Origin of the sequence: Ensifer sp. Root31 (assembly GCF_001424825.1) — a bacterium.
Lineage (GTDB): Bacteria > Pseudomonadota > Alphaproteobacteria > Rhizobiales > Rhizobiaceae > Ensifer > Ensifer canadensis.
In genome coordinates this window covers 229,053-251,658 of record NZ_LMCO01000012.1, presented here as the reverse complement: position 1 = coordinate 251,658, position 22,606 = coordinate 229,053, and the positions used below count along the sequence as shown (strand labels likewise).

The 22,606-nt window shown below is 59.0% G+C and carries 18 protein-coding genes; 6 read left to right on the top strand and 12 right to left on the bottom strand.

What is annotated here, in order from left to right; genetic code table 11:
- Nucleotides 1-16 precede the first annotated feature (16 nt).
- Together ASD00_RS13090 and ASD00_RS13085 are read left to right on the top strand one after the other, a co-directional pair.
- A complete protein-coding gene (locus ASD00_RS13090) occupies nt 17-541 on the top strand; it encodes a nitrous oxide reductase accessory protein NosL (protein WP_234907795.1) in 525 nt (174 codons plus the stop codon).
- A complete protein-coding gene (locus ASD00_RS13085; protein WP_025430425.1) occupies nt 534-1,538 on the top strand; it encodes an FAD:protein FMN transferase in 1,005 nt (334 codons plus the stop codon). Before ASD00_RS13090 ends, ASD00_RS13085 begins: the two co-directional genes overlap by 8 nt.
- Before the next feature lie 41 nt (nt 1,539-1,579).
- Here ASD00_RS13085 and ASD00_RS13080 read toward each other — a convergent pair whose 3' ends face one another.
- Complete coding sequence (locus ASD00_RS13080) at nt 1,580-1,909, bottom strand: DUF6522 family protein (protein ID WP_057207022.1); 330 nt, start codon at nt 1,907-1,909, stop codon at nt 1,580-1,582.
- 145 nt (nt 1,910-2,054) lie between these two features.
- Nucleotides 2,055-2,261 carry a hypothetical protein gene (locus tag ASD00_RS13075; RefSeq protein WP_128090348.1) on the bottom strand — a complete coding sequence of 69 codons (207 nt, stop codon included), beginning with the start codon at nt 2,259-2,261 and terminating at the stop codon, nt 2,055-2,057.
- Nucleotides 2,262-2,557: 296 nt separating this feature from the next.
- Between ASD00_RS13075 and ASD00_RS13070 the strand changes: the two genes are divergently transcribed.
- Nucleotides 2,558-3,007: a group III truncated hemoglobin gene (locus ASD00_RS13070; protein ID WP_057207019.1), complete on the top strand. Its 450-nt coding sequence runs from the start codon at nt 2,558-2,560 to the stop codon at nt 3,005-3,007.
- Between the two features lie 127 nt (nt 3,008-3,134).
- On the opposite strand, the gene ASD00_RS13065 is transcribed toward ASD00_RS13070, so the two are convergent.
- From ASD00_RS13065 to ASD00_RS13055, 3 genes are all read right to left on the bottom strand, one after another.
- The gene (locus tag ASD00_RS13065; RefSeq protein ID WP_156585574.1) at nt 3,135-5,336 is read right to left on the bottom strand and encodes a tetratricopeptide repeat protein; all 2,202 of its coding nucleotides are present in this window, start codon (nt 5,334-5,336) and stop codon (nt 3,135-3,137) included.
- A gap of 367 nt (nt 5,337-5,703) precedes the next feature.
- A complete protein-coding gene (locus tag ASD00_RS13060) occupies nt 5,704-6,717 on the bottom strand; it encodes an HAD family hydrolase (protein ID WP_057207017.1) in 1,014 nt (337 codons plus the stop codon).
- An 85-nt stretch (nt 6,718-6,802) separates the two neighbouring features.
- Complete coding sequence (locus ASD00_RS13055) at nt 6,803-8,467, bottom strand: arylsulfatase (RefSeq protein ID WP_057207015.1); 1,665 nt, start codon at nt 8,465-8,467, stop codon at nt 6,803-6,805.
- A gap of 336 nt (nt 8,468-8,803) precedes the next feature.
- Between ASD00_RS13055 and ASD00_RS13050 the strand changes: the two genes are divergently transcribed.
- The 3 genes from ASD00_RS13050 (at nt 8,804) to ASD00_RS13040 (ending at nt 11,801) form a co-directional block, all read left to right on the top strand.
- Entirely contained in the window at nt 8,804-10,687 is a 1,884-nt protein-coding gene (locus tag ASD00_RS13050; RefSeq protein ID WP_057207012.1) for a sensor histidine kinase, read from the top strand.
- Nucleotides 10,688-10,690: 3 nt separating this feature from the next.
- Nucleotides 10,691-11,323: a response regulator transcription factor gene (locus ASD00_RS13045; protein WP_057207011.1), complete on the top strand. Its 633-nt coding sequence runs from the start codon at nt 10,691-10,693 to the stop codon at nt 11,321-11,323.
- 73 nt (nt 11,324-11,396) lie between these two features.
- A complete protein-coding gene (locus ASD00_RS13040) occupies nt 11,397-11,801 on the top strand; it encodes a response regulator (RefSeq protein WP_025430434.1) in 405 nt (134 codons plus the stop codon).
- A gap of 46 nt (nt 11,802-11,847) precedes the next feature.
- On the opposite strand, the gene fabI is transcribed toward ASD00_RS13040, so the two are convergent.
- The 7 genes from fabI to ASD00_RS13005 all read right to left on the bottom strand — a co-directional run bounded on the left by fabI (nt 11,848) and on the right by ASD00_RS13005 (nt 22,438).
- Nucleotides 11,848-12,633, bottom strand: coding sequence for an enoyl-ACP reductase FabI (gene fabI / locus ASD00_RS13035; protein WP_025430435.1), 786 nt, complete (start codon nt 12,631-12,633; stop codon nt 11,848-11,850).
- Between the two features lie 141 nt (nt 12,634-12,774).
- The gene (locus tag ASD00_RS13030; protein WP_025430436.1) at nt 12,775-13,953 is read right to left on the bottom strand and encodes an acetate/propionate family kinase; all 1,179 of its coding nucleotides are present in this window, start codon (nt 13,951-13,953) and stop codon (nt 12,775-12,777) included.
- Between the two features lie 3 nt (nt 13,954-13,956).
- Nucleotides 13,957-14,913: a phosphate acetyltransferase gene (locus ASD00_RS13025; RefSeq protein ID WP_057207009.1), complete on the bottom strand. Its 957-nt coding sequence runs from the start codon at nt 14,911-14,913 to the stop codon at nt 13,957-13,959.
- 10 nt (nt 14,914-14,923) lie between these two features.
- Nucleotides 14,924-17,167: a DUF3141 domain-containing protein gene (locus ASD00_RS13020; protein WP_057207007.1), complete on the bottom strand. Its 2,244-nt coding sequence runs from the start codon at nt 17,165-17,167 to the stop codon at nt 14,924-14,926.
- 247 nt (nt 17,168-17,414) lie between these two features.
- The gene (locus ASD00_RS13015; RefSeq protein ID WP_057207005.1) at nt 17,415-18,374 is read right to left on the bottom strand and encodes a DUF2950 domain-containing protein; all 960 of its coding nucleotides are present in this window, start codon (nt 18,372-18,374) and stop codon (nt 17,415-17,417) included.
- Between the two features lie 21 nt (nt 18,375-18,395).
- Entirely contained in the window at nt 18,396-19,775 is a 1,380-nt protein-coding gene (locus tag ASD00_RS13010; RefSeq protein WP_057207003.1) for a DUF3300 domain-containing protein, read from the bottom strand.
- 965 nt (nt 19,776-20,740) lie between these two features.
- Nucleotides 20,741-22,438 (bottom strand): SulP family inorganic anion transporter, encoded by a 1,698-nt coding sequence (locus tag ASD00_RS13005; protein ID WP_057207314.1) that lies wholly within the window; start codon nt 22,436-22,438, stop codon nt 20,741-20,743.
- Nucleotides 22,439-22,606 lie beyond the last annotated feature (168 nt).

Below are 22,606 nucleotides of genomic sequence, written 5' to 3'. Positions count from 1 at the left end.
CCTCGTCGCCGTGGCGATGAGTGCCTTCGTGCTGGTTGGATGTGCCGCCGAAGAAGCAGACAGCCCGCCTCTTCCATATTCACTGACCGACGACGCCATGGGGCGCTATTGCGGCATGAACGTGCTCGAACATCCCGGCCCGAAGGGTCAGGTCATCCTCAAGCAGATACCCGAACCGATCTGGTTTTCGTCGGCCCGCGACACAGTCGCCTTCACCTTGCTGCCAGAAGAACCAAAGGAGATCGCCGCTATCTACGTCTCTGACATGGGCAAGGCGCCGACCTGGGAGAAGCCCGGAGCGGACAACTGGATCGACGCCAAAAGCGCCTTTTATGTCGTCGGCAGCAGATTGCGTGGCGGCATGGGGGCAGCCGAGGCCGTTCCCTTCTCCTCAAGGCAAGATGCGCTCAGCTTCACCGAAAGGCATGGCGGCCAAATCGTCGGCTTTGGCAACATACCGCAAGACTATGTGCTGGGAGCAGATGGGGCATCGCCTGCGTTGACATCATTTTCCGAACCGGCGGAGGCTAGTCATGACTAGGATTATCGGGCGGCGGCGTGCAATCGCTATCATCGGGGCGACCATAGGCCTGCCTCTGCTGCCATTACCCGGCGCAGCCAGAGCGGCCCTGCGTCCGGTCACGTGGAGTGGCCAGGCGCTTGGGGCATCGGCAACACTGATCCTTAATCATGAAGACGAAGCAGTGGCACGCCGACTGCTGGACAGAGTCGTGGTCGAAATTGACCGTCTGGAGGCGATATTCAGCCTCTACCGCAGTGATTCAGCCCTTTCGGTCTTGAACAGGATGGGCGCGCTCGTCGCCCCGCCGGCGGAACTGGTACATCTTCTTGAAATCTGCGCGTCCTTTCACAAAATGACCGGCGGCACATTCGATCCGACGGTTCAACCGCTCTGGACGCTCTATGCCGATCATTTCGCCAAACCGTCCTCCGATCAGCGCGGTCCGTCGGCACGCGCAATCCGACAGGCACTGGCTTACGTCGACCTCACCCGTGTCCGGTTCAATGGCGACCGGATCGCGTTTGCAATGCCTGACATGGCTCTGACTCTGAACGGCATAGCACAGGGCTACATTACCGATCGCATCGTCGATCTGCTTCGTCAAAACGGCGTGGCGAGCAGCCTGGTCCATATGGGGGAAAGCCGGACGATCGGGGCCCGCGCAGATGGCAGCCCATGGCAGGTTGGGCTGGCGGCAAGCGACGTGGACGCTGCCTCAGACATCGTTTTACCGCTCGTCGACAGGGCGGTCGCGACGTCTGGCATTGCAGGCTTCAGTTTTGATGAGGCGGGACGGCTGTCGCATATTCTCGATCCCCGCACCGGCTTGACGATGCAGTCTTATCGGCGCGTGAGCGTTGTCGCCGATGACGCGGTCACAGCGGATGCGCTGTCGACAGCCTTCAGCCTCATGGAGCCGCAAGAGATAAAGGCCCTGATCGATACCCGGACCGATCTTGGCGCGGATCTTTTGAGCCAGGCAGGCACTCGGAGGCGCTTTGGTCTCGGCGCGTAACGAGGCCGACGCACCCGATGCCAAGACAAACCTGGCGCCTGTCAGCGACGCTGGCTTGCGTCCAGGTGACGCCGGCGCCAGTTCGCCAAGCGCTCGCGATCAAACGAAAAGACTTCGTCGATGACCGTTCCGTCCGCAGACACCGTCGCAGTCCAGCAGCGACCGCCACATCGCAGCGTTAGCCTGAACGTTCCAACGTGCTCGCCCTGACCGACCTCGACCTGGCTCTTGACCTCGCCTCGGCTCAGGCGGTTTTTCAACTCCGCCGGGGGCAGGCGGAGTGCCGATGACATCGTTGGCGCCGGCACGGAAAAATCGCCCTCGGGGTCGCGTTCGACGCGGATAACCCGCCTATTGGTCAATGTCAGCATTGAACGGATCTCTCTGAGGACCAGGTTTTCGTCATGAAGGATAGAGCGCCATTCGCAAATATCTCAAGCCGGGGCCCGACATTGACGGCGTGTCGAGACGTTCTGGTATGCAAACAGCATCTAGCGATGATCTCAATGGCCACCCTCAAACGAGTGTCGTCGAGGTCGACAGGCGCGCGTCCGGCATGGTTCTCGCCCGTTCCGAGCGGTCGCGTATTCTCTCGAGGCGGTGCGCCAGAAGATCGAGTAACTGCCCGGCCTCAGCATTATACCCCGGCATGCAGGCGAACCACTCGGCGACCTCGATCGTGCAATCGCACAATGTCTCATCCCTCATCCCAAACTCGATCATGTCCTGCATCTCCGCCTAGTCCGTGAAGACGGTTTCTCCACGCGAGCTCGTCCACGTCCTTGGTAGGCGCAAAGCGGTGGAGCCTCTTTGCGCTGACGCAAGCGATCATCGTTCGACCACCCGAACGGCCTATGTCAGGACGACACCATGCCGCATGGCCGCGGATTTACAGCGCCGACCTCGTGGCCTACTGCATGTTTCCTTAAATCCTATTCGATTTAAGGATAAAACATGCAGCCATTCAAAGTGCTACAACGACCTTTGCGCGCCTAATAAGACGCGCGGCGCTGTAGGGAATGGTGAACCACAAAGCATCGGTGAAGACCATGTGTGCGACACTGCTTCCAGCCAGCATGTCCGAAGAACTGATAAGAGCGGTCGTTCACGACTTCTACGGCCGCATCCGCCACGATCCCATGCTCGGGCCGATCTTCAACGCCCGCATTGGCGAACATTGGGATCTGCACCTTTCAACGCTGGTCGACTTCTGGTCGTCGATAGCCCTGAAAACGGGACGCTATGGCGGGAAGCCCCATGTCGCCCACCAGGGTCTCGATCTTGTTCCCGAGCATTTCAATCACTGGCTGGAAATCTTCGAAGGGACTGTCGGCAAACATTGCAAGGGCGAGGCCGCAGCCTTCTTTCTCGACCGCGCGAGGCGCATCGCCGACAGCCTGCAGATTGGCCTGAACATCGGACCGCATGCCATCAAGCTGCCGCTAGCCCACACCGCCGGGCAGGTTTAGAGAGCAAGCTGGCAATCCGCGGCCAATGCTCGGTGACAACCGTCGTCAACCAAGCCTGGCCGGCATCCCGTCACGTCGCAAGAAGGCTAGCGCACGATCCGACCGCCACGAATGCAAAGCTCAGAGCTTATCTACCATGCTCAACTGCATCCTTTAATTGCCTGATGAGTTCTGCAATCTGTAAATTGTCCGGCTGCAGACGGGCCAAGGCCTCTGCAAATTGGAGCGTCTCGGCATAACGGCGGAGTTTGAGACCGATCTGAATTGCCGTGCCGAGCAGACTGGCGTCAGTTGCTCCGCTTAAGGCAGCAGCATCGAAGAGCGCAAACGCCTGCTCCGTTCGCCCGACTGAATCCAGGGCAATCGCCGCTGTCGTCCTGTATCTGGGATTGACGGGATCCAGGCGCACGGCCGCGTTCAGTTCTTCTATCGCCTCCTCCATTGCCTTCTGACGCACAAGCGACAAGCCATGCCCGTAGCGAAGGTCGGCTCGATCCGGATCGGTTGCCACGGCTTCAGCGTAGGTTTGTTCGGATTTCTCGCCCTCCCCTGTTGCGCGGTAGAGTTCGGCGAGGTTGATGCGCGCGCCCGCAAGGGTTGGATCGAGATGGATCGCCTGACGGAGCGCTTTCTCCGCTTCCTCTGGACGTCCTTGTTCAAGCAGAAACGTTCCATAGCTGCTTTGTGTCTCGGCAACGTGCGCGTTCGCTTGAACATACGCTTTCAAATCGGCCACCGCACGGTCGAAATCACGACGTCGATCACCGAGGAAGTCCAGCGACTGCGTGCTTCCTAGTGCCCTGGCAGTAGCCACCCGCACGGCGCGTACGTCGTCGCTGACAAGTCCGCCGATGGCATCAAGCCGATACTCCCGCGGCAGGTTGGCAGCGGCCTCGGCTGCCCCCAGACGCACCAGCGGATCGGGGCTCTCCGCCGCCGCCGTCACGTCTGCGGCGACGTCAGCTCCAGCGAGCCTGCTCATCTCGGCAATGGCGCTTCCTTTGACTATTCCAGCTTGTTTTTCGTCCCCGACGAATGCCCGCAAGGCCTCGATCGAGGCAGCGTCGTTTTTCGCCGCGGCGGCGAACGCATGTGCGATCGTCGGCCGCTTGCGCCAGCCTGCACCAAACCAAGTATCCAGGGTCTCCGATGCCCACTTGTTCGACCTCCCGTCGTGGCACGACGTACAGGCGTTCGGCGTTCCGTACATGTCGGAAAGGTCTGGGCGCGGAATCACGAAAGAATGGTCACGCCGACGATCGACCTTCATGTATGTCCGCTCGGGCATATGGCAGTTGGCGCAGAGCGCGCCAGCGGAGCCTTCCGGATGATGCGTATGGGCTGGAGTGTCGAAAGCGCCGCCCGGATCGGTGCTGGCAAAGCGCTTTGGCGCATTCTGGGTGTGGCATTGGGTGCATAGCGCGTTTCCAACGGCCTTGACGCTGCCCTCATGCGGACGGTGGCAGTCGAAACACGTCACACCTGCTCTCGCCATCTTGCTCTGCTGGAACGATCCGTATTCGAAGACCTCATCCAGAATCTGTCCGTCCGGAAAGTAGAGATCGCTACGCAGCAACGCCGGGGAAAAATTGTCGAGAAAGGTGCCTCCCGGCTGATAGCCATCGACAAGCCGGGCGCGCCGCGCGTGGCAGGCGAAGCAAGTGTTCGCATCGACCTTCGACAGGCCGAGGCCCGCAATTGCTGCCGTTTGAGCATTCCCGACCTTGGCTCTCGCCCATTCGACATGTTTTGCACCGCCGCCGTGGCAGGACTGGCAGCCGATGCTGGTCGCGACATAGGATGATTGATACTCGTCCGTCTGCGGCTGGAAGTTGGTCTGGGGATCGGTGGAATGACAGTCGATGCAGGTGCGGTTCCATCGATAGAACGGGCCTGTCCAGTGAAACGTCGAGCCAGGTTTCGCCGAGGAGCCTTCGCCGAGCCAGAACCATTTTTGCTTTTGCGTGTCCCAGGCGATGTCGAGAGCCTGCAGCTTGCCACCCCCAAGATCGACCAGGTACTGCTGCAGAGGCTCGTAGGCAAACGTGTACTTCACCTCGAAGTCCGCCGGTTTGCCGTCAGGCCCTTCGGTGCTAACGAAGAAGCGGCCATCCCGGCGGGAAAAAACTGCCTTGACGCTGTTCCATTCGAACTGGGTATTGTTGAAATCGGCGAGCACCGTCTTCTCGTTGGCAAGAGCCATCGCCTTTGCATGGTGGGATTTCGCGAATGCGGCGGCTTGACCAGCGTGGCAGGAAGCACACGCCTTCTCATCTACGAAGCTATCGTGAATTTCGATCTGCGGGTCCGCGGCAGGCGGCACAGCCATTTCCGCCGTAGCGGCGGCGGCGAACACCGATAATCCGCAAGTCAGCAGTGCCGTCCGAGAAACAGCCGCTAGACAGAATGCAATCTTCAATCTCACGCCTCCCACTACTCCAAAAATGATCAGGACGCACGGAGCGGCGCAGCCGAAGCATCGGCAAAGGAACGAACCGAGGTAGCCTTGGTCAGCGATGCTTGGCACGTTTCTCGGGACCAATTGCTCTTCTGTTTACTGGAATAGGCTTCCGGCTAGTAGAAGGGAGGAAGGGGGAGACGACACAGCCTATCAAACCCGCGATGCGATTGATCCTCATTGTGATTTCTCCTCCCCATTGGAAATATCGGCGATGCCGCGTGCGAAACGCTCGGCTTCATTTCGCGGGAAAGATCTGCTTCCAGTCTGCCTTCATGTCGACCACCGTCCAATTGTTGTCGGCCGCGGCATCCAGTGCCTTGTCGAGGCGGCCGAACGGGCTGTCGCGGTCATATGCGTATTCGCGCTCCGCATCGGTATGATGGACGATCAGGCCGAAGCGAGTGGTCGTGCCGCCTAACGTGGTCCATTGGAGCATTTCGAGGTCGCCGTCAGAATTTCCGAAGGCGGCGATCGGCCGGCGGCCAATAAACTGGTTGATCGCAACAGGCTTGCCGGCCTTGTCATCGATAAAGTCGATCTGTGGCAGGCGAAACAAGGTCGACACGCCCTCACGCATCTCGAACTGCGTTTTGATGGTCGACCCGATGACTTGCTCAGGTGGGACCCCGTAGACCTGCTCGGCCCAGGGGCGAATGAACTCCACGCCTCCACCGGAGACGATGAACGTCTTGAAGCCGTTTTCACGCAGATAGGCGAGCAGTTCGAGCATTGGCTGATAGACCAGCTCGGTATAGGGTTTATTGAACCTCGGTTGGCGCGCCGTGGCGATCCAGTCGGAGGCGATCTTCTGGAATTCCTCCGTTGTCATCCCGCTATGGGTCGCCAGGACCAACTCTACAAGTCCCTTTTCTCCCGTTGCGGCAAGGGCTTTCATGTCGTTGTCGAGCACGGCCTTGAACGGCTGCGTGTCCTTCCATTCCGGGTGGGTGGCAGCTTCCGTCTTGACACGATCAAGTGCGAAGGCGAGTTGCACGTACATCGGCTGCTCGGTCCACAGTGTGCCGTCATTGTCAAAGACCGCGATGCGTTCGACCTCGGGCACATAACCAGGCGTATTTTCCGCGGTTACCCTGTCCACAAAGGCAACGATGGCCGCCTTGGCCCCGGTGTTGTTCCACGAGGGCAATGGATCTGTCTGGGCGAGCACGGATGTCGTGACAAACAGGCAGGCTGCCATGCCGAGCAGCACGGTGCGGGTGAATTTAAAGAAAATACATGTTGCAATCATCAGAGCCTCCGTCGACTAACTGTGTGCAATCTCAGACCGTTAAAGAAACGGCGGCCCCCGAACGAACGGAGCCGCCGCGCCAGGGTCAGTTGCCGGTTGGCATCGGAATACTAACACCTTCCTTCGCCAAGGAGTCCCGCACCCATTGGAAACGCTCATAGTTTGAAAGCGTAATCGGGCCCGTATATCCCATGCTCTGCAGCTTGCGTGGAGGATATTTCACGTATGTCGCCATGATCTTCTTCAGTTCTTCCCCCATGACAACGCCCATCCAAGTCCGCTCAGTGAAGTTGTTCATGAAGATATCGTAGCGTTCCTGAGGGTCCTGCCAAAGGTCAAACACCTGAGGTACGGTGGCCACGTATTTCTCCGCGCCCTTCCATCCAAGGTTTGAGTCAACGGCCAGTCCGCCGGTCTGGGCTCCATCGTCGCCGCGAAGATTGAACGCGAACTTGTAGTTGTTTACGCGGATTGCGCCGGGTGAAAGTTCGTTCTCCGTGAAGTAGAACCAGGATTTGCGTGGCGATGGGCCGCTACCCGTCAGGACCGGTGTCATATCGTAGCTGTCGAAAATGATTGGCTTGTCTTCACGATCATTTTCGGGCAGTGGGACACCGCCGACCGAAGCGAACGTCGCCATGAGATCGAGACCGCCGATGAGTTCGTGGTTCCTGGTATCGGGCTTGATCTTGCCCGGCCAAACGGCGATTGCGGGAACACGATTTCCACCCTCGCGCAATGTGCCCTTGGTGCCGCGAAACGGAGTGTATCCCGCGTCCGGATAGACGTCTTGCCAAGCGCCGTTGTCGGTTGTGTAGAACACCAGCGTGTTCCGGTCCATTCCGGTTTCGCGCAGCTTGTCCATGATCCGGCCGATACGGGTGTCGAGCTCCACGACCGAGTCGGCATATTTCGACTTGGACATCGATTTGTGCTCGAACTCCGGTGCCGGCATGTTCGGCTGATGCACCTTCATGAAGTTGACATTGATGAAGAACGGCTCATCCGGCTTCTTTGCAGCCTCATCGAGGAATTCGATGGCCGCTTTCTCGACATAGCCGTCGAAGAACGGAATGCCGACAACGCCTTCCTTGCCGTCGATCACCGGAGTATCGACATACTGGCCGTTGATCTTGAAGTCTTCCTTCGCCTCGCCGCCGGCCTTGCCCGAAAGCGCGCCTTTCGTCACCTTCTGGAACATAGCCCGCAGTGCCGGGTCCATGTCCGGGAACCAGGTCGGATCCGCATAGGTATAGGCGTTGAGATGGTAAAGGCCGACATATTTCATCTCGTCATAGCCCTGGGCGATCGGAAGCGCATAGTCCGCCTCGCCGAGATGCCACTTTCCGGTGAAGTACGTATGATAGCCGCCGCGCTTCAGCACTGACGCCAGCGTCCACTCCGCTGCCGGCAGACCACCACCCTGCCCCTGGAAAGCCACGGTCGTCATGCCGCTCCGGTTCGGAATGCGCCCGGTCTGCATTGCAGCCCGGCCTGGCGTGCAGCTCGGCTGGGCATAGAAGGAGAAGAAGGTCATGCCTTCATCGGCCAGCTTGTCGATGTTCGGCGTCGGCATGCCGCGTCCTTGGCCGCCGCCATAGGGGCCCAGATCGCCATAGCCCGTGTCGTCGGAAACGATAAAGAGAATGTTGGGTTTTGACGGCGACTGGGCTTGCACTTGGGATGCGGCCCCAACGAGAAATGTCGAAGCCGCCAAGGCTCCGACAGAGCACATGAAGCGAAAATTCATATTGACTACTCCTCCGAAGGCTTGGGCGGATCGGGTTCACCAAACGGACGAGTTGTGATGCGTCTAAGGGGATCCGCCGCCTGTCCTTGCTGAATCGAAACGAAGCAAATTGAAGCAATGCTGTAGCCTGAACGCCCTCGATCGAGGGGCCTCTCGTCTGGATGCCTGTGGCCAGCGCGAGGCCACCCACGACGGTGAAACTATCGGACGTCTTGCGGCGGGGATATTGTACCATCGGGCAAAACCGCACTTCGTTAGCTTGCGCTTGAATTCTAAAGCTCTGGTTGTATTAGCAAGTTCGCCTTGGTAGATTGCGCCTATCTGTCGGGGGAAGTCATGGGCGTTCTGGGTAACCGGACCAGGCAATCGCACTGGCTGATCAGGGGTGTGGTTCCGGGCCTGTGTGCATTCCTGGCGACTGCGTCAGCGGCGACGGCCGGTCAGGCAGTTGTTGACAGTGTGCCGCGTGTGCTGGTGCTCTATCCTTATGACGAGCGGATCGCGGCGACCACCGCAGCCGGGGAGGCTGTCAGGTCGCGGCTTCTCGACGCAACCAAAGGCCGGATCGATCTTTTCTCCGAATTTCTCGACCTTTCGCGATTTCCTGAGCCGAAGCACATGCGCCGTATGGCTGAATATCTTACGGCCAAGTACGGCGATCGCCGCCCTGACGTGGTGATTGCGCTCGGCGAGGAGTCGGCTCGGTTCATCTCTGCCAACCGCAAGGAAATCTCGGGCGATGCAAGGATAATCGTCGCGGGCTTCAGCAGTTCCGCTGCCGAAGCAATGGACTTGCCCAGCGACGTGATCGGAGCTTTCAGCGAATTTGACATCGTAAAGACCGCTGAGATGGCCCGCGGTCTCCAGCCTGATGCGCGGCATCTCTTCATAGTTGGAGGATCATCCGAATTCGACCGTTCATGGCTTGCTACCGCGCGAGCCGATCTTGCGGTTTTCTCAAGAACGTTGGAAACGACATATCTGGAAGACCTGACGATCGAAGAGTTCACCAGACGAGCCGCCGAGCTACCTCCAGACAGCATTGTACTGGCGCTGACGATTTTCAAGGACGCTACCGGGCGCAATTTCGTTCCGCGCGAAGCCATCAAACAAATATCGAAGACTGCCAGTGCGCCGATCTACGGTCCGTACCCGACCTACATCGACTATGGCATTGTTGGAGGCAACGTGGTCACGTTTGGGTCACTGGGCGTGACGGCGGCCAACCTCGCGCTCGATGCCATCGCTGGCAAGCCAATTTCCAGCCTCCGGTCGCCCCAAACATATGTCGCAGACGTGAGGCAGCTCCGACACTGGGGGTTGTCGGAGAAGGATCTTCCTGCAGGCACGGTCCAGATGTTCAAAGAGCCTACTTTCTGGGAACAATACTGGTTCGCGACCGTCGTCGCTCTTGCCATTGTTGCTCTACAGGGCACAGTCATTGCCGGGCTTCTTGTCGAACGCCGCCGCCGCCAGGCGGCGGAAGTCGAATCGCGCCTCCGTCTGCTCGAAGTGGTTCACCTCAATCAATCCGCAACAGCGGGCGCGCTTTCAGCCTCAATCGCGCACGAGCTTAACCAGCCGCTGGGTGCAATCCGCAGCAACGCCGAGGCGGCGGAGGCAATTCTGATGTCCGAGAAGCCCGATCTCGAGCTGATCAGGCAGATCCTCATAGACATTCAAGACGACGATCAGCGTGCCCATGACGTCATTTCGCGGATGCGAGGTCTACTTAAGAAGCGAGGAGAGATCGACTGGCAGGAGTTCGACCTCAATGAGGTCATCACAAGTGCGATCAGGATTCTCCGCGGCGAAGCCGAGCAGCGGGGCGTCGTCGTGAGTTCCAATTGGGCCCGGCGGGAACTGCCGGTCCGAGCCGACCGGGTCCACGTCCAGCAGATCATTCTCAATTTGGCAACCAACGCAATGGATGCAATGCTCGACGTGGTCGCGACCGAGCGGAGGCTTATGCTTGCGACAACTCTGACGAAGGATTCCAAGGTCGAGCTGTCGATTTCGGACACCGGCCGTGGAATACCAAACGAACAGCTCGCCAGCATTTTCGAGCCGTTCTATACTACAAAGCCCTCTGGAACGGGGCTTGGCCTTTCCATCGTGCGCGCAATAGTCGAAACCTACGGCGGCACGATCTGGGCCGACAACCGCCCAGAAGGCGGAGCAGTTTTCCGAGTTTTATTACCTCTCGCGCAAACTGGATGAACCATGGAACCTATCGTTCACATCGTCGATGATGATCGATCCTTCCGCACCGCAGTCGGGCGGCTGCTTTCGGCATCCGGGTACCGCGTGTCTCTCTATGAATCAGGCGATCAGTTTCTGGCGCAGTTTCCGCATGACAAGCCTGGCTGCGTCCTCCTTGACCTTGATTTACCTGGGCTGAGCGGACTGGAATTACAGGGCAGGGTCGCCGAGCAAGCGCCGCTTCTGCCTGTCGTGTTTCTCACGGGACGTGGCAACGTCAAAGCCAGCGTTCAGGCGATGAAAGCGGGTGCCGAGGATTTCTTGGAAAAGCCGGCCCCCAGGGGGGCACTGCTGGAGGCCGTCGAGCGGGCGTTGCGCCGGTGCGAGACGCAGCGTGTCGAGCAGGGTCGTATCCACGCCCTTAGGGCACGTCTTGCGAGCCTGACACCACGTGAGTTCGAGGTTTTCGGCTTCATCGTCCGCGGCAAGCTCAACAAGCAGATCGCTCATGCTCTCGGCACATCCGAACGGACGGTCAAGGCGCACCGCCATAACGTCATGGAAAAGCTTGAAGCCCGATCCCTGGCCGAGACCGTGTCGATCGCCGAGAGATTGCGCCTTTTCGCTCCAGCGTCGGATGCGCTCCCACGATAGCTTGGAACGCGGCGCTTCACCAAAGGTCAATAGCCAGCCTCCAATGTTGGTCCTACGTTCGTCATGATCGGGGCTGCTCCTGTTCTTGGCTCCAGAAAGGCCTCAAGTGGAAAGCCCACAACGCACAGTGGCCGTTGTCGAGAACGACGCAAGCGTGCGCCGGAGCGTCGTGCGACTGTTGAACGCAAATGGTTTTGCAACCGAAGCATTTGCATCTGCCGAGGCCTTTTTAAGCCATACAGACGCAAGTCAGTTTGGCTGTATCGTCCTCGATATTCACTTGGGTGGCATTTCAGGCATCGAACTATGGCACCGCCTAAAGGCTTCCGGCAGCGACCTGTCGGTTATCTTTATCACCGCCGTTGAGGATGAGGCGCTTCACCTGGAAGCGGTCAAGGCGGGCTGCATCGCGTATCTACGCAAGCCGTTCCCGGCCGCCTTGTTGATCAATGCTGTCGACAGAGCATTGAGGGCTTGAATACGTTGCGATCTCGGCTCCGCAGCGTCGCCGTTTCTCGGCTCTGTCAATCAATGATGTGATAGCCGCCATCGACATAGAGCACCTGCCCCGTCATCAGGCGCGCGGCATCGTGGGCAAGAAAGGCCGTAGCGACGCCAACATCGTCAATACTGACAAGTTCTCTTGCTGGAGACTTCCGGATGGTCTTTTCCAGAAGTTCGTCGAATTCTGGAATGCCCGACGCAGCACGCGTCGCTACCGCGCCCGGCGAAATCGCGTGGACGCGAATTCCCTTCGGCCCGAGTTCTGCGGCAAGGTATCGCACGGCGCTTTCGAGTGCTGCCTTCGCCACACCCATGATGTTGTAGTTCTCGACGACCATCTGCGAGCCGTAATAGGTCATTGTGAAAAGTGTGCCTCCATTCCTCATCAACGGTTCGGCGAGGCGAGCCATATGGATAAAAGACCAGCAAGAGATATCCATGGTCGTCAGAAAACCATCGCGCGGCACGTCGACGACCCGGCCACCGAGCGTGTCCTTTGGCGAAAAGGCAATCGAGTGGACGACGAAATCGAGCTCGCCCCAGCTCCTTTCAATCCGGTCGAATACAGCCTCGATTTGTCCGGGAATGGCCAGATCCACCGGCATCAAGATCGACGCCCCCACCTCACGCGCGAGAGGCTCCACATAGGGCTTGGCCTTATCGTTCAGATAGGTGACGGCCAGCTCGGCACCAAAGGCGCGAAAGGCCCGCGCACAACCCCATGCAATGGAACGATCGTTCGCGATACCGACTATCAGCCCCTTTTTCCCTTTGAGAAGCTCCGCTTTTACGACCGGGCTGGACATGGCTTGCTGCTCCTGTGAGATCGGGTTTCAGGGCGTACTGCATGTTTCCTTAAATCCTATTCGATTTAAGGAAACATGCAGTAAATTCAAAGTGCTACAGCGACCTTTGCGCGTCTATTAAGACGCGCGGCGCTGTAGTGGTCAGGGCCTGGTGATAAGCGTATGAACGTGGCGCGCGATCATCAGCTCCTCATCCGTCGGCAAGACATAGAGCGCAACGCGGCTCGCCTGCGTCGATATAAGGGTTTTACCCGCGTTGTTTGCTGCGTCATCAAGCTCGACGCCGAGCCACGAAAGGCGCTCACTGATACGAGCGCGAATTGGCGCCGAATTCTCACCGACCCCGCCCGTGAAGACGAACGCGTCGAGACCTTGGAGGGCGGCAGCAAGCATCCCCACGCTGAGCGCGCAACGATGGACGAAATGATCGATCGCGAAGGCTGCGCGCGGATCATCGCTCGCCAGAAGATCGCGCATATCGCCGGAGATGCCCGAAAGACCTTTGAGACCGGACGCACGGTAAAGAAGATCTGTAACCTCCCCCGTTGTCATGCCTTTCTGATCAATCAAGTAGAGCACGACACCCGGATCCATCTGCCCCGGTCTGGTGCCCATCGGCACGCCATCAAGTGCTGTAAAGCCCATCGTCGTCTCGACGCTGCGCCCCGCCTTCATTGCACACATAGAAGCGCCGCTGCCGAGATGAGCGACTACGACCCTTCCCTGTCCGATATCGGGTGCAAGGTTGCCGATCCGGTCTGCGATGTACTCGTAGGACAGCCCGTGGAAGCCATATCTTCGTACACCTTCCTCGTAGAAAGCCATCGGCAAGGCGTAGCAGTCCGTATGAGGAGCATGGCCACGGTGGAAAGCCGTGTCGAAACAGGCGACCTGCGGAACCAGCGGATTAATCTCCATGGCAAGGCGGATCGGCGCGAGGTTGTTTGGCTGATGCAAAGGTGCAAGTTCTTGGAACGTGGCGAGCTTATCGAGGATGTCGTGATCGAGCAGGATCGGTTGCGCATAGTTGGGTCCGCCATGGACGACGCGGTGGCCAATCGCCCGCAGGACGAAACCATCAAGTGACCGCAGCCAGTCACCAGCTTCAGCGATGGCAGCGGGCAGATCGCCCATCGTGGCCTGCTCGTAACTGCGATCGACGAGGACCTCGCCCGAAGCGGTCGCCGCACGCAAGCGGGGCCGCGCCCCGATCCCGTCGATCTGACCACGGATGCGCCGCTCCAACTCTTTGCCCACGATCTCGAAAATCTGGAACTTGAGGCTGGATGAGCCGGCGTTGACGACAAGGATCGCGTCCACGCTTCAAGCCGCCACTTGTGTAGAGCGACGGCGGGCCGTCGCATAAAGGGTCGCAACTGCGCATGATGCCAGGCGACTGCGCACTGTGTCTGCCCGCGAGGTAAGAATAATGGGAACGCGCGCACCAAGCACGATCCCCGCGGCGTCCGCATGGGCCAGGAACGTCAGGTTCTTGGCAAGCATGTTGCCGGCTTCAAGATCTGGCACGACGATGATCTGCGCCCTGCCGGCTACGGGCGAGTTGAGCCCTTTGATACGGGCGGCCTCCGGGCTTATCGCGTTGTCGAACGCAAGCGGGCCGTCGAGCAGGCCGCCGGTGATCTGACCGCGATCTGCCATCTTGCACAATGCCGCTGCATCAAGGGTCGAAGGGATCTTGGTCGTCACTGTCTCGACTGCTGACACGATCGCGACGCGGGGTTCGCCGAGGCCAATGGTGACCCAGAGGTCGATCGCGTTCTGCACGATGTCGCGCTTGACATCGAGGTCGGGAAAAATGTTGATCGCCGCATCGGTGATGAACAGCGTGTCCGCGTGACCAGGAACGTCCATCACGAACACATGGCTGATGCGGCGTTCCGTTCTAAGACCGGTGGCAGAAGCGGTTACTTCCCGCATCAATTCGTCAGTGTGCAGGCTACCCTTCATCAAGAGCTCGCCTTTCCCCTCGCGAATGAGTGCCACGGCTTTCGCCGCTGCGGCGTGGCTGTGTGGCGCATCGATAATCTCGCATGCCTTGAGATCAAGTTCGCCCTCGGCTGCGACTTTGCGGAGCTTCGCCTCGGGCCCAATCAGAACCGGAACAATCAGCCGGTGCTGGGCTGCTTCCAAGGCACCACGCAGTGAGGTCTCGTCGCAGGGATGCGCTACGATGGTGATTGCGGGAGGAACCTCTTGTGCAGCCGCAATCAGGCGGTCGTATTTTGATGGCTCCAGAGTTGTCGCGCTAGAGAAAGCCACTGATAATCTCCTACAATCTTGATCGCACGGCGCCGCGGTTGCGCGCGGCAGGTCTAACAGCCATCGGCGTCGGCTTGACGCCCACGCGCCCCTTATCCAGGCTGAAAAGCTCGGTCACGTGGGCAAAGCGCTCCGCCGCAGCTTCCGTCAACGCGCCGGAGGCCTCGAGCACGCCACGCAGGCTCTGCAAGCCGGCCTGACGCTGTTCAAGCTCGTTCGGCAGCATCGCTGGAATGGCTGCGAGCGCTGCCGCCTCATCAACATGGAGGATGTAGTATTGATCCCGGACCAGCGCCTTGAACTCCGAAAGATTCAGCTGCCGAGCATCTCGATTGCCACGCCGAAGCACGCGAATGGCCTGAAAACCGCGTTCGTCGGCCCCGCCACGGGCCATCCCCACGAACAGCAGCGATCGAACGAGAGCCTCCAGAGGACCGCCAACGGATATTCTCTCCTTCAGCGCCGCAGTGCGAGCTTCGACAAGCGCGTTGATCAGCTTGCTCTTCGGCGCCTTGCGTGGTGGCAAATTTGACTTTGGATCGACGCCAAGGGCGGCCTGAAGCGCAGACGAGCCATAGATCGCACCGAAGGTTTGCTCGGCCAGCCGTTCCGTCATTTTACGCCAGGTCTCCAGCCCTTCGACGATTTGGCCGGAAACCTGCTCTTGGAGGGCGCTGAAGGGATTGTCCGTCCAGGTGGGGCGACGGTCGGCGCGAACGCGCTCTGCTGCCTGGGGAACCCAGTCGAGAAAAGGATTGGAGGGGCCGAAAATCTCGTAACCCAGGCGGAGGGGGTGAAGTCGTCGCATTGTCTCTGCCGATGAAGGGGTCACGGCAGCGCGCACCCAAGGTTGGGCAAACGCACGGTAAAGTGCAAGATTGATCTCCGAAAGCTGAGCCGCCGCCGCAAATCGCTTCTCATCGTCAAGATCGTTACCGCCGAGAGCACGAATATCGTCGAGGGTCCGTGCCTCGCAACGCATGATCCACTCCCCGGTGACCAGTTCCGGATGATCGAGCGCATCTGCTTTCGGCTCGAGAACCGCTTCATAAAGGCCAGGTGGCAGCACATCGATCAGATCGATGTTTGACGCGAATTCATCATGCTCCTTGCGAGCAACCCCGGCGGAGACAAAAATCCCCAGATGGCCGACGCTTTCGTGGACGACATAGACAATCGTCTGGCCAAGCGCGCGAATTTCATCGACGCCGTCGTAAATGTCGAGAATCCAGTCGAGGGCCTGCTGAGGTGGTGTTATGTTGTCCCCCTTGGAGCAGAAGACCACGATCGGCGAACGGATCGTGCGAAGGTCGATGGCCATGCCATCAGATGTGCGGATCTCCCCTGCTGCAAGCTTGTTGCCGACGAACAGGTCATCGACGATGAACTGCATCTCATCCGCCGTCAAAGTGACGTGCCCGCCCCACCAACGCTCAAAGCCGAGATAGCGTTCGGCTTCCGTATCCACCTTTGCGTAGAGATTATACTGCTTGGTCCACAGAGTATTGGCTGGGTTCTGGTTCTCGAAATTCTGGACAAGCCAGGCGCCGTCGAATTTTCCCGCGCCAAGATCGCTGACCAATGCTGTCAGCCAACTCCCACCGAGAAGTCCTCCCGAGTAACGCATCGGGTTTTGCCCGCGGACACCTGCCCAATAGGCAAGTGGTGAGCCGGCGATAATGATAGGCCCGAAAAGCTCGGGCCTGAGCGCGGCCAGCATCATCACAGCCCATCCCGCCTGACAGTTGCCGATGACGCAGGGTTTGCCATCCGCTTCGGGGTGGCGGGACATGACGATCTCCAGGAACTGCGCTTCCGCGTGCAGGACCTTCTCGATCGTCTGTCCGGGCATTGGTTCCGGCAGGAAACCGACAAAATAACAGGCATGACCGGCCTTCATGGCCACGCCGATTTCGCTGTCGGCCTTGAAGCCACCGATGCCTGGTCCATGTCCTGCCCGTGGATCCACAACGATGAATGGCCTCTTGACGAGATCGATCGCGCAGTCGGCGGGAGGTATGATGCGCACGAGAGCGTAGTTGACCGGCTCTTTCAGGGTCCTGCCGTCTAAGATGAGCTCGGCTTCATAGTCCAGCACATGGGGCGCGCTGCGTGCAGCGTGTTCCTCATATTGCTCGCCGCGCCTGCGCATTACATCAAGGAACAGGACCCACCGTTGCCATGCATCCACGGAGTACTCCGTCAATGCATTGCCAGACATGGGTGAGGCCGGAAAACTGGAAAGCTTGGACATCGCGCCCACTCCGTTAGACGGTTCAAGGGACTAGTTCTTGATGCTGCCAATAACGACTGCCTGCCGTCGTGCCCGATGCCCTGCGATGATGCTCACGCGCTAAGGCGAGGTTTTCGTGCAGTCAGAAGAATTGCAGCATACCGCTCGATCGTGTCACTGGTGTAACCACCATCCGTTAGCAACGTTGATTTCGATCAAACGGCCGCCTATGCGACAGACCGGGAGAATTTCCTCGCGTTTCTGGTAACTAATCCAGGACGACACTCCACTTGTCATCCGGATTGAAGCGGTCGATAAACGGCACGATGGCTTCGGTGCTCGTACCCAAATCCGCTTCATAGACAATGCCCTGTTGGTTGACGACGAAAGTCTTCACACCGGTTTCAGCATATTTCACCGGCCAGGCGATCAACCCGAAGCCTCCGATCATATTGTCATTGATGATGAAGTCGTATTTCCCGCCGGCAATATTATCGCCTTGTGACGTCAGAATGCGGAAGCGATAGCCGAAATAACCCTCTCCAGCCTTCGCCTTCTCCAGAGCAGCTTCGCTGATCTCGTCGCCGACCGGGCTCTCACCATCGCCCTGCTCGGCCGGCCAGTACAATCCATCGGTCTGGCCTGGGCTGCTGATCAGCTTCTGGGCATATTCGAGCACGCCGTCGGCGTCGCGGTCCTGCGAGGCATAATCCTTCTGTGCTTCGACATAGGCGCGCACGGTCTCTATCGCCTCAAGTTCGTTCTCCCCGACGCGGCGGTTCACGATCTCCTCAAGCCCGACATAGGTGTCGAAAGCCCACTTGCCGTCCCGACCCTTTGTGATCGGAAACGGCAGCGGCCAGAGCCGATCACCGATTTCGAGAATCTTGCTTTCGCCGAGGTCGCGCACCACGACATTGCGTGCCACACCTTCGCGAATAAGCGCGAAGGTTTCCATCGTCCCTTCGCCCGTTTTCAGCTTTGCGACGTCAAGGCCCAGAAGCTTTGCAAGACCATCGAGGTCGTTGGCGGCGAGCGCCGACTTGAACATTTCCACCGCCTTGGCCGGGTCGTCGAACAGCGGCGGATCCTCCGCCGCGGCATAGTTCTCGATGTCGCCGGCGTCTGGTACCGCCTGGGCACGGGCCCCGTCGACAGCGAGCGGAAATGCAGCAACGGAGAAGGAAATGGCCGATGCCAGAAGAAGAGTCTGAGAAAGCTTGCTCATGATCGTGCTCCTGTCGCTCCGTTAACGCCTGCCACCGCCACGGCCGCCACCGCCACGGCCCCCGCCACCCGATGGCCTTCCACCGCCACTTCTCATCTGAGGCCGCCCGCCGCCGCGATGACCGCCGCCCATACTCTGTCCGCCACGCTTCGAAGAGGCGACCTCGCGACGACCCGAGTTGACGTTGCCGAGGCCGGACGGCTTCTTGGGCCGGTTCTGTGCCTTGGCGGCCATCTTCTTCTTGCCGGCGGGTCGGTTTGCCTGCGAGGGCTTGTTGCCTTTGGGCCTGTTCACGCTGGGCTTCGAGCCGCCTGGCCTGGCCTTCGCTACCGCCTGACCGCCGCCTGGGCGTGCCGCCGGTCGCTGCTGCGCCTTCAGCCCATCGAGCGTGCTCTTGCGCACGTCGTTGAGCTGACCGCCACCTGCACCGCCCGGTCGCGCCTGCGGCCGGTCGCGATTGATCTCGGCGGCGCGGTTACGAATGTTGTTGTTGCCGTTGGCCTTGATGTTGTTCTTGATGTTGGTGCGATCAAACTTCTGCAACTGATTGCGGTCGAAGTTGATCTTGCTGCGATCGACATTCTTCCAGTCGACGTCGTTCCATTTCATCTTGCCGTCGAAGTCGATGTTGTTGAAACAGTTATTGCAATCGACATCGATGTCGCCGCCCCAATTGCCACCCCAGACGCCCCAGTCATCCCAGTCGACGATGGCCGCGAAGGCCGCGCCGGTGACTGCTCCGGCGAAAAAGGCGGCGCCCGGGTACCAATAGGCAGGATAGGGGTCGTCATAATAGCCGATCGGTACCGGCGCATAATCGGGCTGGTAGAGCATTTCCGGCGCATACTGCGGCACATAGATCGTTTCGGGATTTGCCGACTGGATGATGACGTTGTCACCCTCCTCGACGACTTTAATCTTGTCGTCGGTCTTGATTATATCCTTAGCAACGGCTTCGTCACGCAGCTGCTGTATCGCTATGAGAACATCTTTCTGTTGGTTGGCGATCGCCTCGCCGAAGCTTTGCGTCCACTCGAGGTCGGTGCTCATCATCTTGACGATCTCGGGATAGTTGAGCAGCGAAACGATGCTGCCGTCCCAGCTTTCCTTCGGCTTCAGATCGCGATTTTTTGAACTCTCCTGAAGAAAACGTTCGGCCTCGACCACCTGCAAAGGATAGAGCGATGCAGCGGAGATGAGCGCGACCAACTCGTCGGGATAAAGCGCGATCCGGGCAACGAGGATCTCGAGCTCATCGTCGCTCAGCGGTTCTGGAGCCGCCTCCGCGGGCGTGGAAGGCGCTGTGGCGGTCTGCTGGGCCAGCACAACTCCAGAGGGCACAAGCATCGACAAAACGATCGCCGTCGCGCGGAAAAACGTAAACACCCGCTCAATCGCCATTTCTTCCTCCAAAAGAGGCTGGAAGGCCTCTTGCTCAAAACACTTGCGGGCGCAGGATCAACGCCCCCGTTTCTGAACCGGGTCCCGATCGAGCACTTGAAGCTGTCGTCCCCATAACGGATGCTGTGGCGAGGCAATGTTGCGCGCACCCCAGAATCCGAACTTGATAGAGCGTTTCAACACTAGAGTAGACACGCGCCAATGAGCTCGTGTGCCCATTTATATAGCTGCGATTTCTGTCGGCGTCCTTCGCCGTCATTACCAGAACAGTTGTCTGCCAAAGATAAAGGACAGGTATGTGAGCCTTGCGGTAGAATAAACTAGCACAGAGATCAGAATAGTCCATTTTCAATTCATTGCGTTCAGTTTTTTCCACTCACTGGCTTTTGATTGCCGCCTAGCGTTCGCTGGTCCGTCCGAAGTAAGGACCGCAAAGACACCGCCACGCCATCTGTCAGGGCGGCGGGTCGCCCCGATTGTTTTTGCTCCGGCGTCGTTTTGTGATGGCGGGCCTTGCCGGGCGAGCGACACAACAATCGACCTCACCCGATTGATCGACTTCTTCTTGGCGTTCGAGCAACGCCGCAATACATTTCGCGGCTTCTCCGATGAAATTCGGCCTATTATTTGCGTAGCGCAGTTAACTTCCCTGAAAACTGTTGTGTAGATTTGCAAATACGGTACGAATGCACCCTGAAAATGTTGATTTGCGCATCATACAAATAAGTCTTAACGTATTGTTCGAAACCTCAGTGTGGAGGAGGACGACTTTGCCTAATATCTCCCTGGTTATCGCAATGCTGGCGCTTATGGCGATCTCGGGCTGTGCAACGAGTGGAGGAGGCAATACCACCTACGCTCAATGGCAGGGTTCTTACCCCGATCCAAGCTTCGCCGCGATCCGATCAGGCGGCGTCAATCCGGGGTATTAACGATGTCGTTGAATGGCGAGGAGCCGTAACCTTCTAGGCTGCGGTCTTGGCGTTGCCAGCTTCGAAAGCGGCGATCGCGTCCTCCAGGTCGTCGAAGATCATGCCGTTGCCGATCTTGTCAATGACGCCCGAGCGCAGCAAGGTTTCCCGAGGTTCGCTATGGAGCTCGACAATGCCGAACTTCAAGCCGCGCCCCTCGACGAAATCCCGCAGATCATCGAGCATCGCCGCTGCGGTGCTGTCGATCTGCGCTGCCGCGCCAGCATCAAAAATGAACCATCGCGTATCGGCAGGCAGGTTCTTGACGATCTCTTCCACGCGGCCGCGCACATGGTCGGCATTGAAAAACAACAGACTGCCTTGCAGAAGATAGATGGCAACGCCAGGGATCGGTCTTACGTCCTTGTAGCGATGCAGCTTGTAGAAGCCTTCACGTCCGGGAATGCGGCCAAGAAGCGCATCGCGCGGCTTCAGCCCCTTCATCAGGATGTAGAGCAACGTCGCTCCGATAGCGAAAATCACGCCATGCAGCACCCCAAGGGTCAACACGCCGGCGATGCTGATGAGCGCGAAGACGAATTCGATCGGGCTGATGCGCCACAATTCTCGTAGAGCGCGCAGATCGATAAGGCCGATGGCTGCAGACGCCAGGATGGCGCCGAGCGCGGGGGTCGGCAGCAAGGACAGAGCGCCGGTGAGAAACAGCACCGTCAACGCCAGGGCGATAGCCGAGAAAATACCGGCCAGTTGAGTCTTGCCGCCCATGGAATCATTTATAGCCGTGCGCGAATCCGATGCCGTGACGGCAAAGCCCCCGAACAACCCGGAGGCGATGTTTGCTGCGCCGAAGCCCAGCAGTTCTCGGTTGGCGTCGACCGGATATTTGTTCTTCGCACCGAAACTGCGAGCCGTCACGATGCCCGCGCCGAAACTGACGATCAACACGGCGACAGCGCCCAAGAAGAGATCACTGATCGAGACCCCGGTGGTGATCGGCAGCATCGGCGTCGGCAGGCGCGACGGGATTTCGCCGACCACACGAATGCCCGCGGCGGAAAAATTGAAGGCGGCCGACATGGCCGTTGCAATCGCCACGGCCACCAGAGGTCCAGGAATGCCGGGTCGCCAGGCGTTGAGCAAACGCAGGAGGATGAAAAGGCCAACGCCGAGGGTGAGCGACGGCCAGTGGATCTGGTCGGCCTTGTCCAACAGTTCCATGATCGGTCGAAGCACGCCTTCGCTTTCGATCTTCACGCCCGTCAGGCGCCCGATCTGGCCTATCAGGATCGATAGGGAAATACCGGTCATGAAGCCGGTCAGGATCGGCCGCGATAAAAAGTTTGCTATGAAGCCCAGCCGTAGCGCGTAAGCGGCAAAGCACAACCCGCCGACGATGACAGCGATTGCTGCGGTCGCGACGAGCCGATCTTCTGCGGTCGGAAGATTGAGCGACAATAGCACGGCGGCCAGCACCGTAACCGTTCCGGCGTCTGGGCCGACGATGAGTTGTCGCGAAGATCCGAGGAGAGCGTAGCCCAGAAGCGGCAATATGCTGGAATAAAGGCCCACCTCCGGCGGCAACCCGGCAATGGCCGGATAGGCGATGGCGCTCGGCAACCCGACCGCTGCAATCGCTAGACCCGACGTCAGATCATAGCGAAGCCACTCGGCGCGGTACTCTTTCAAACTCGCGATTAACGGCAAGGTCGGCATGGCCCAATTATACCTCATGATCGGATCTTCGCCATCGCTCATGGCAGGATCCCCTACAGCAACCATCGGAAGGGACCCGGTGGATCGCGCAACCCGCTGGTCGTCACGTCACAGGCAATTGATTTGATCAACCGATACCTGTCCGGTTGACTGGCTTAATCGCCTATTTTGCCCAGTCTCTTTCCA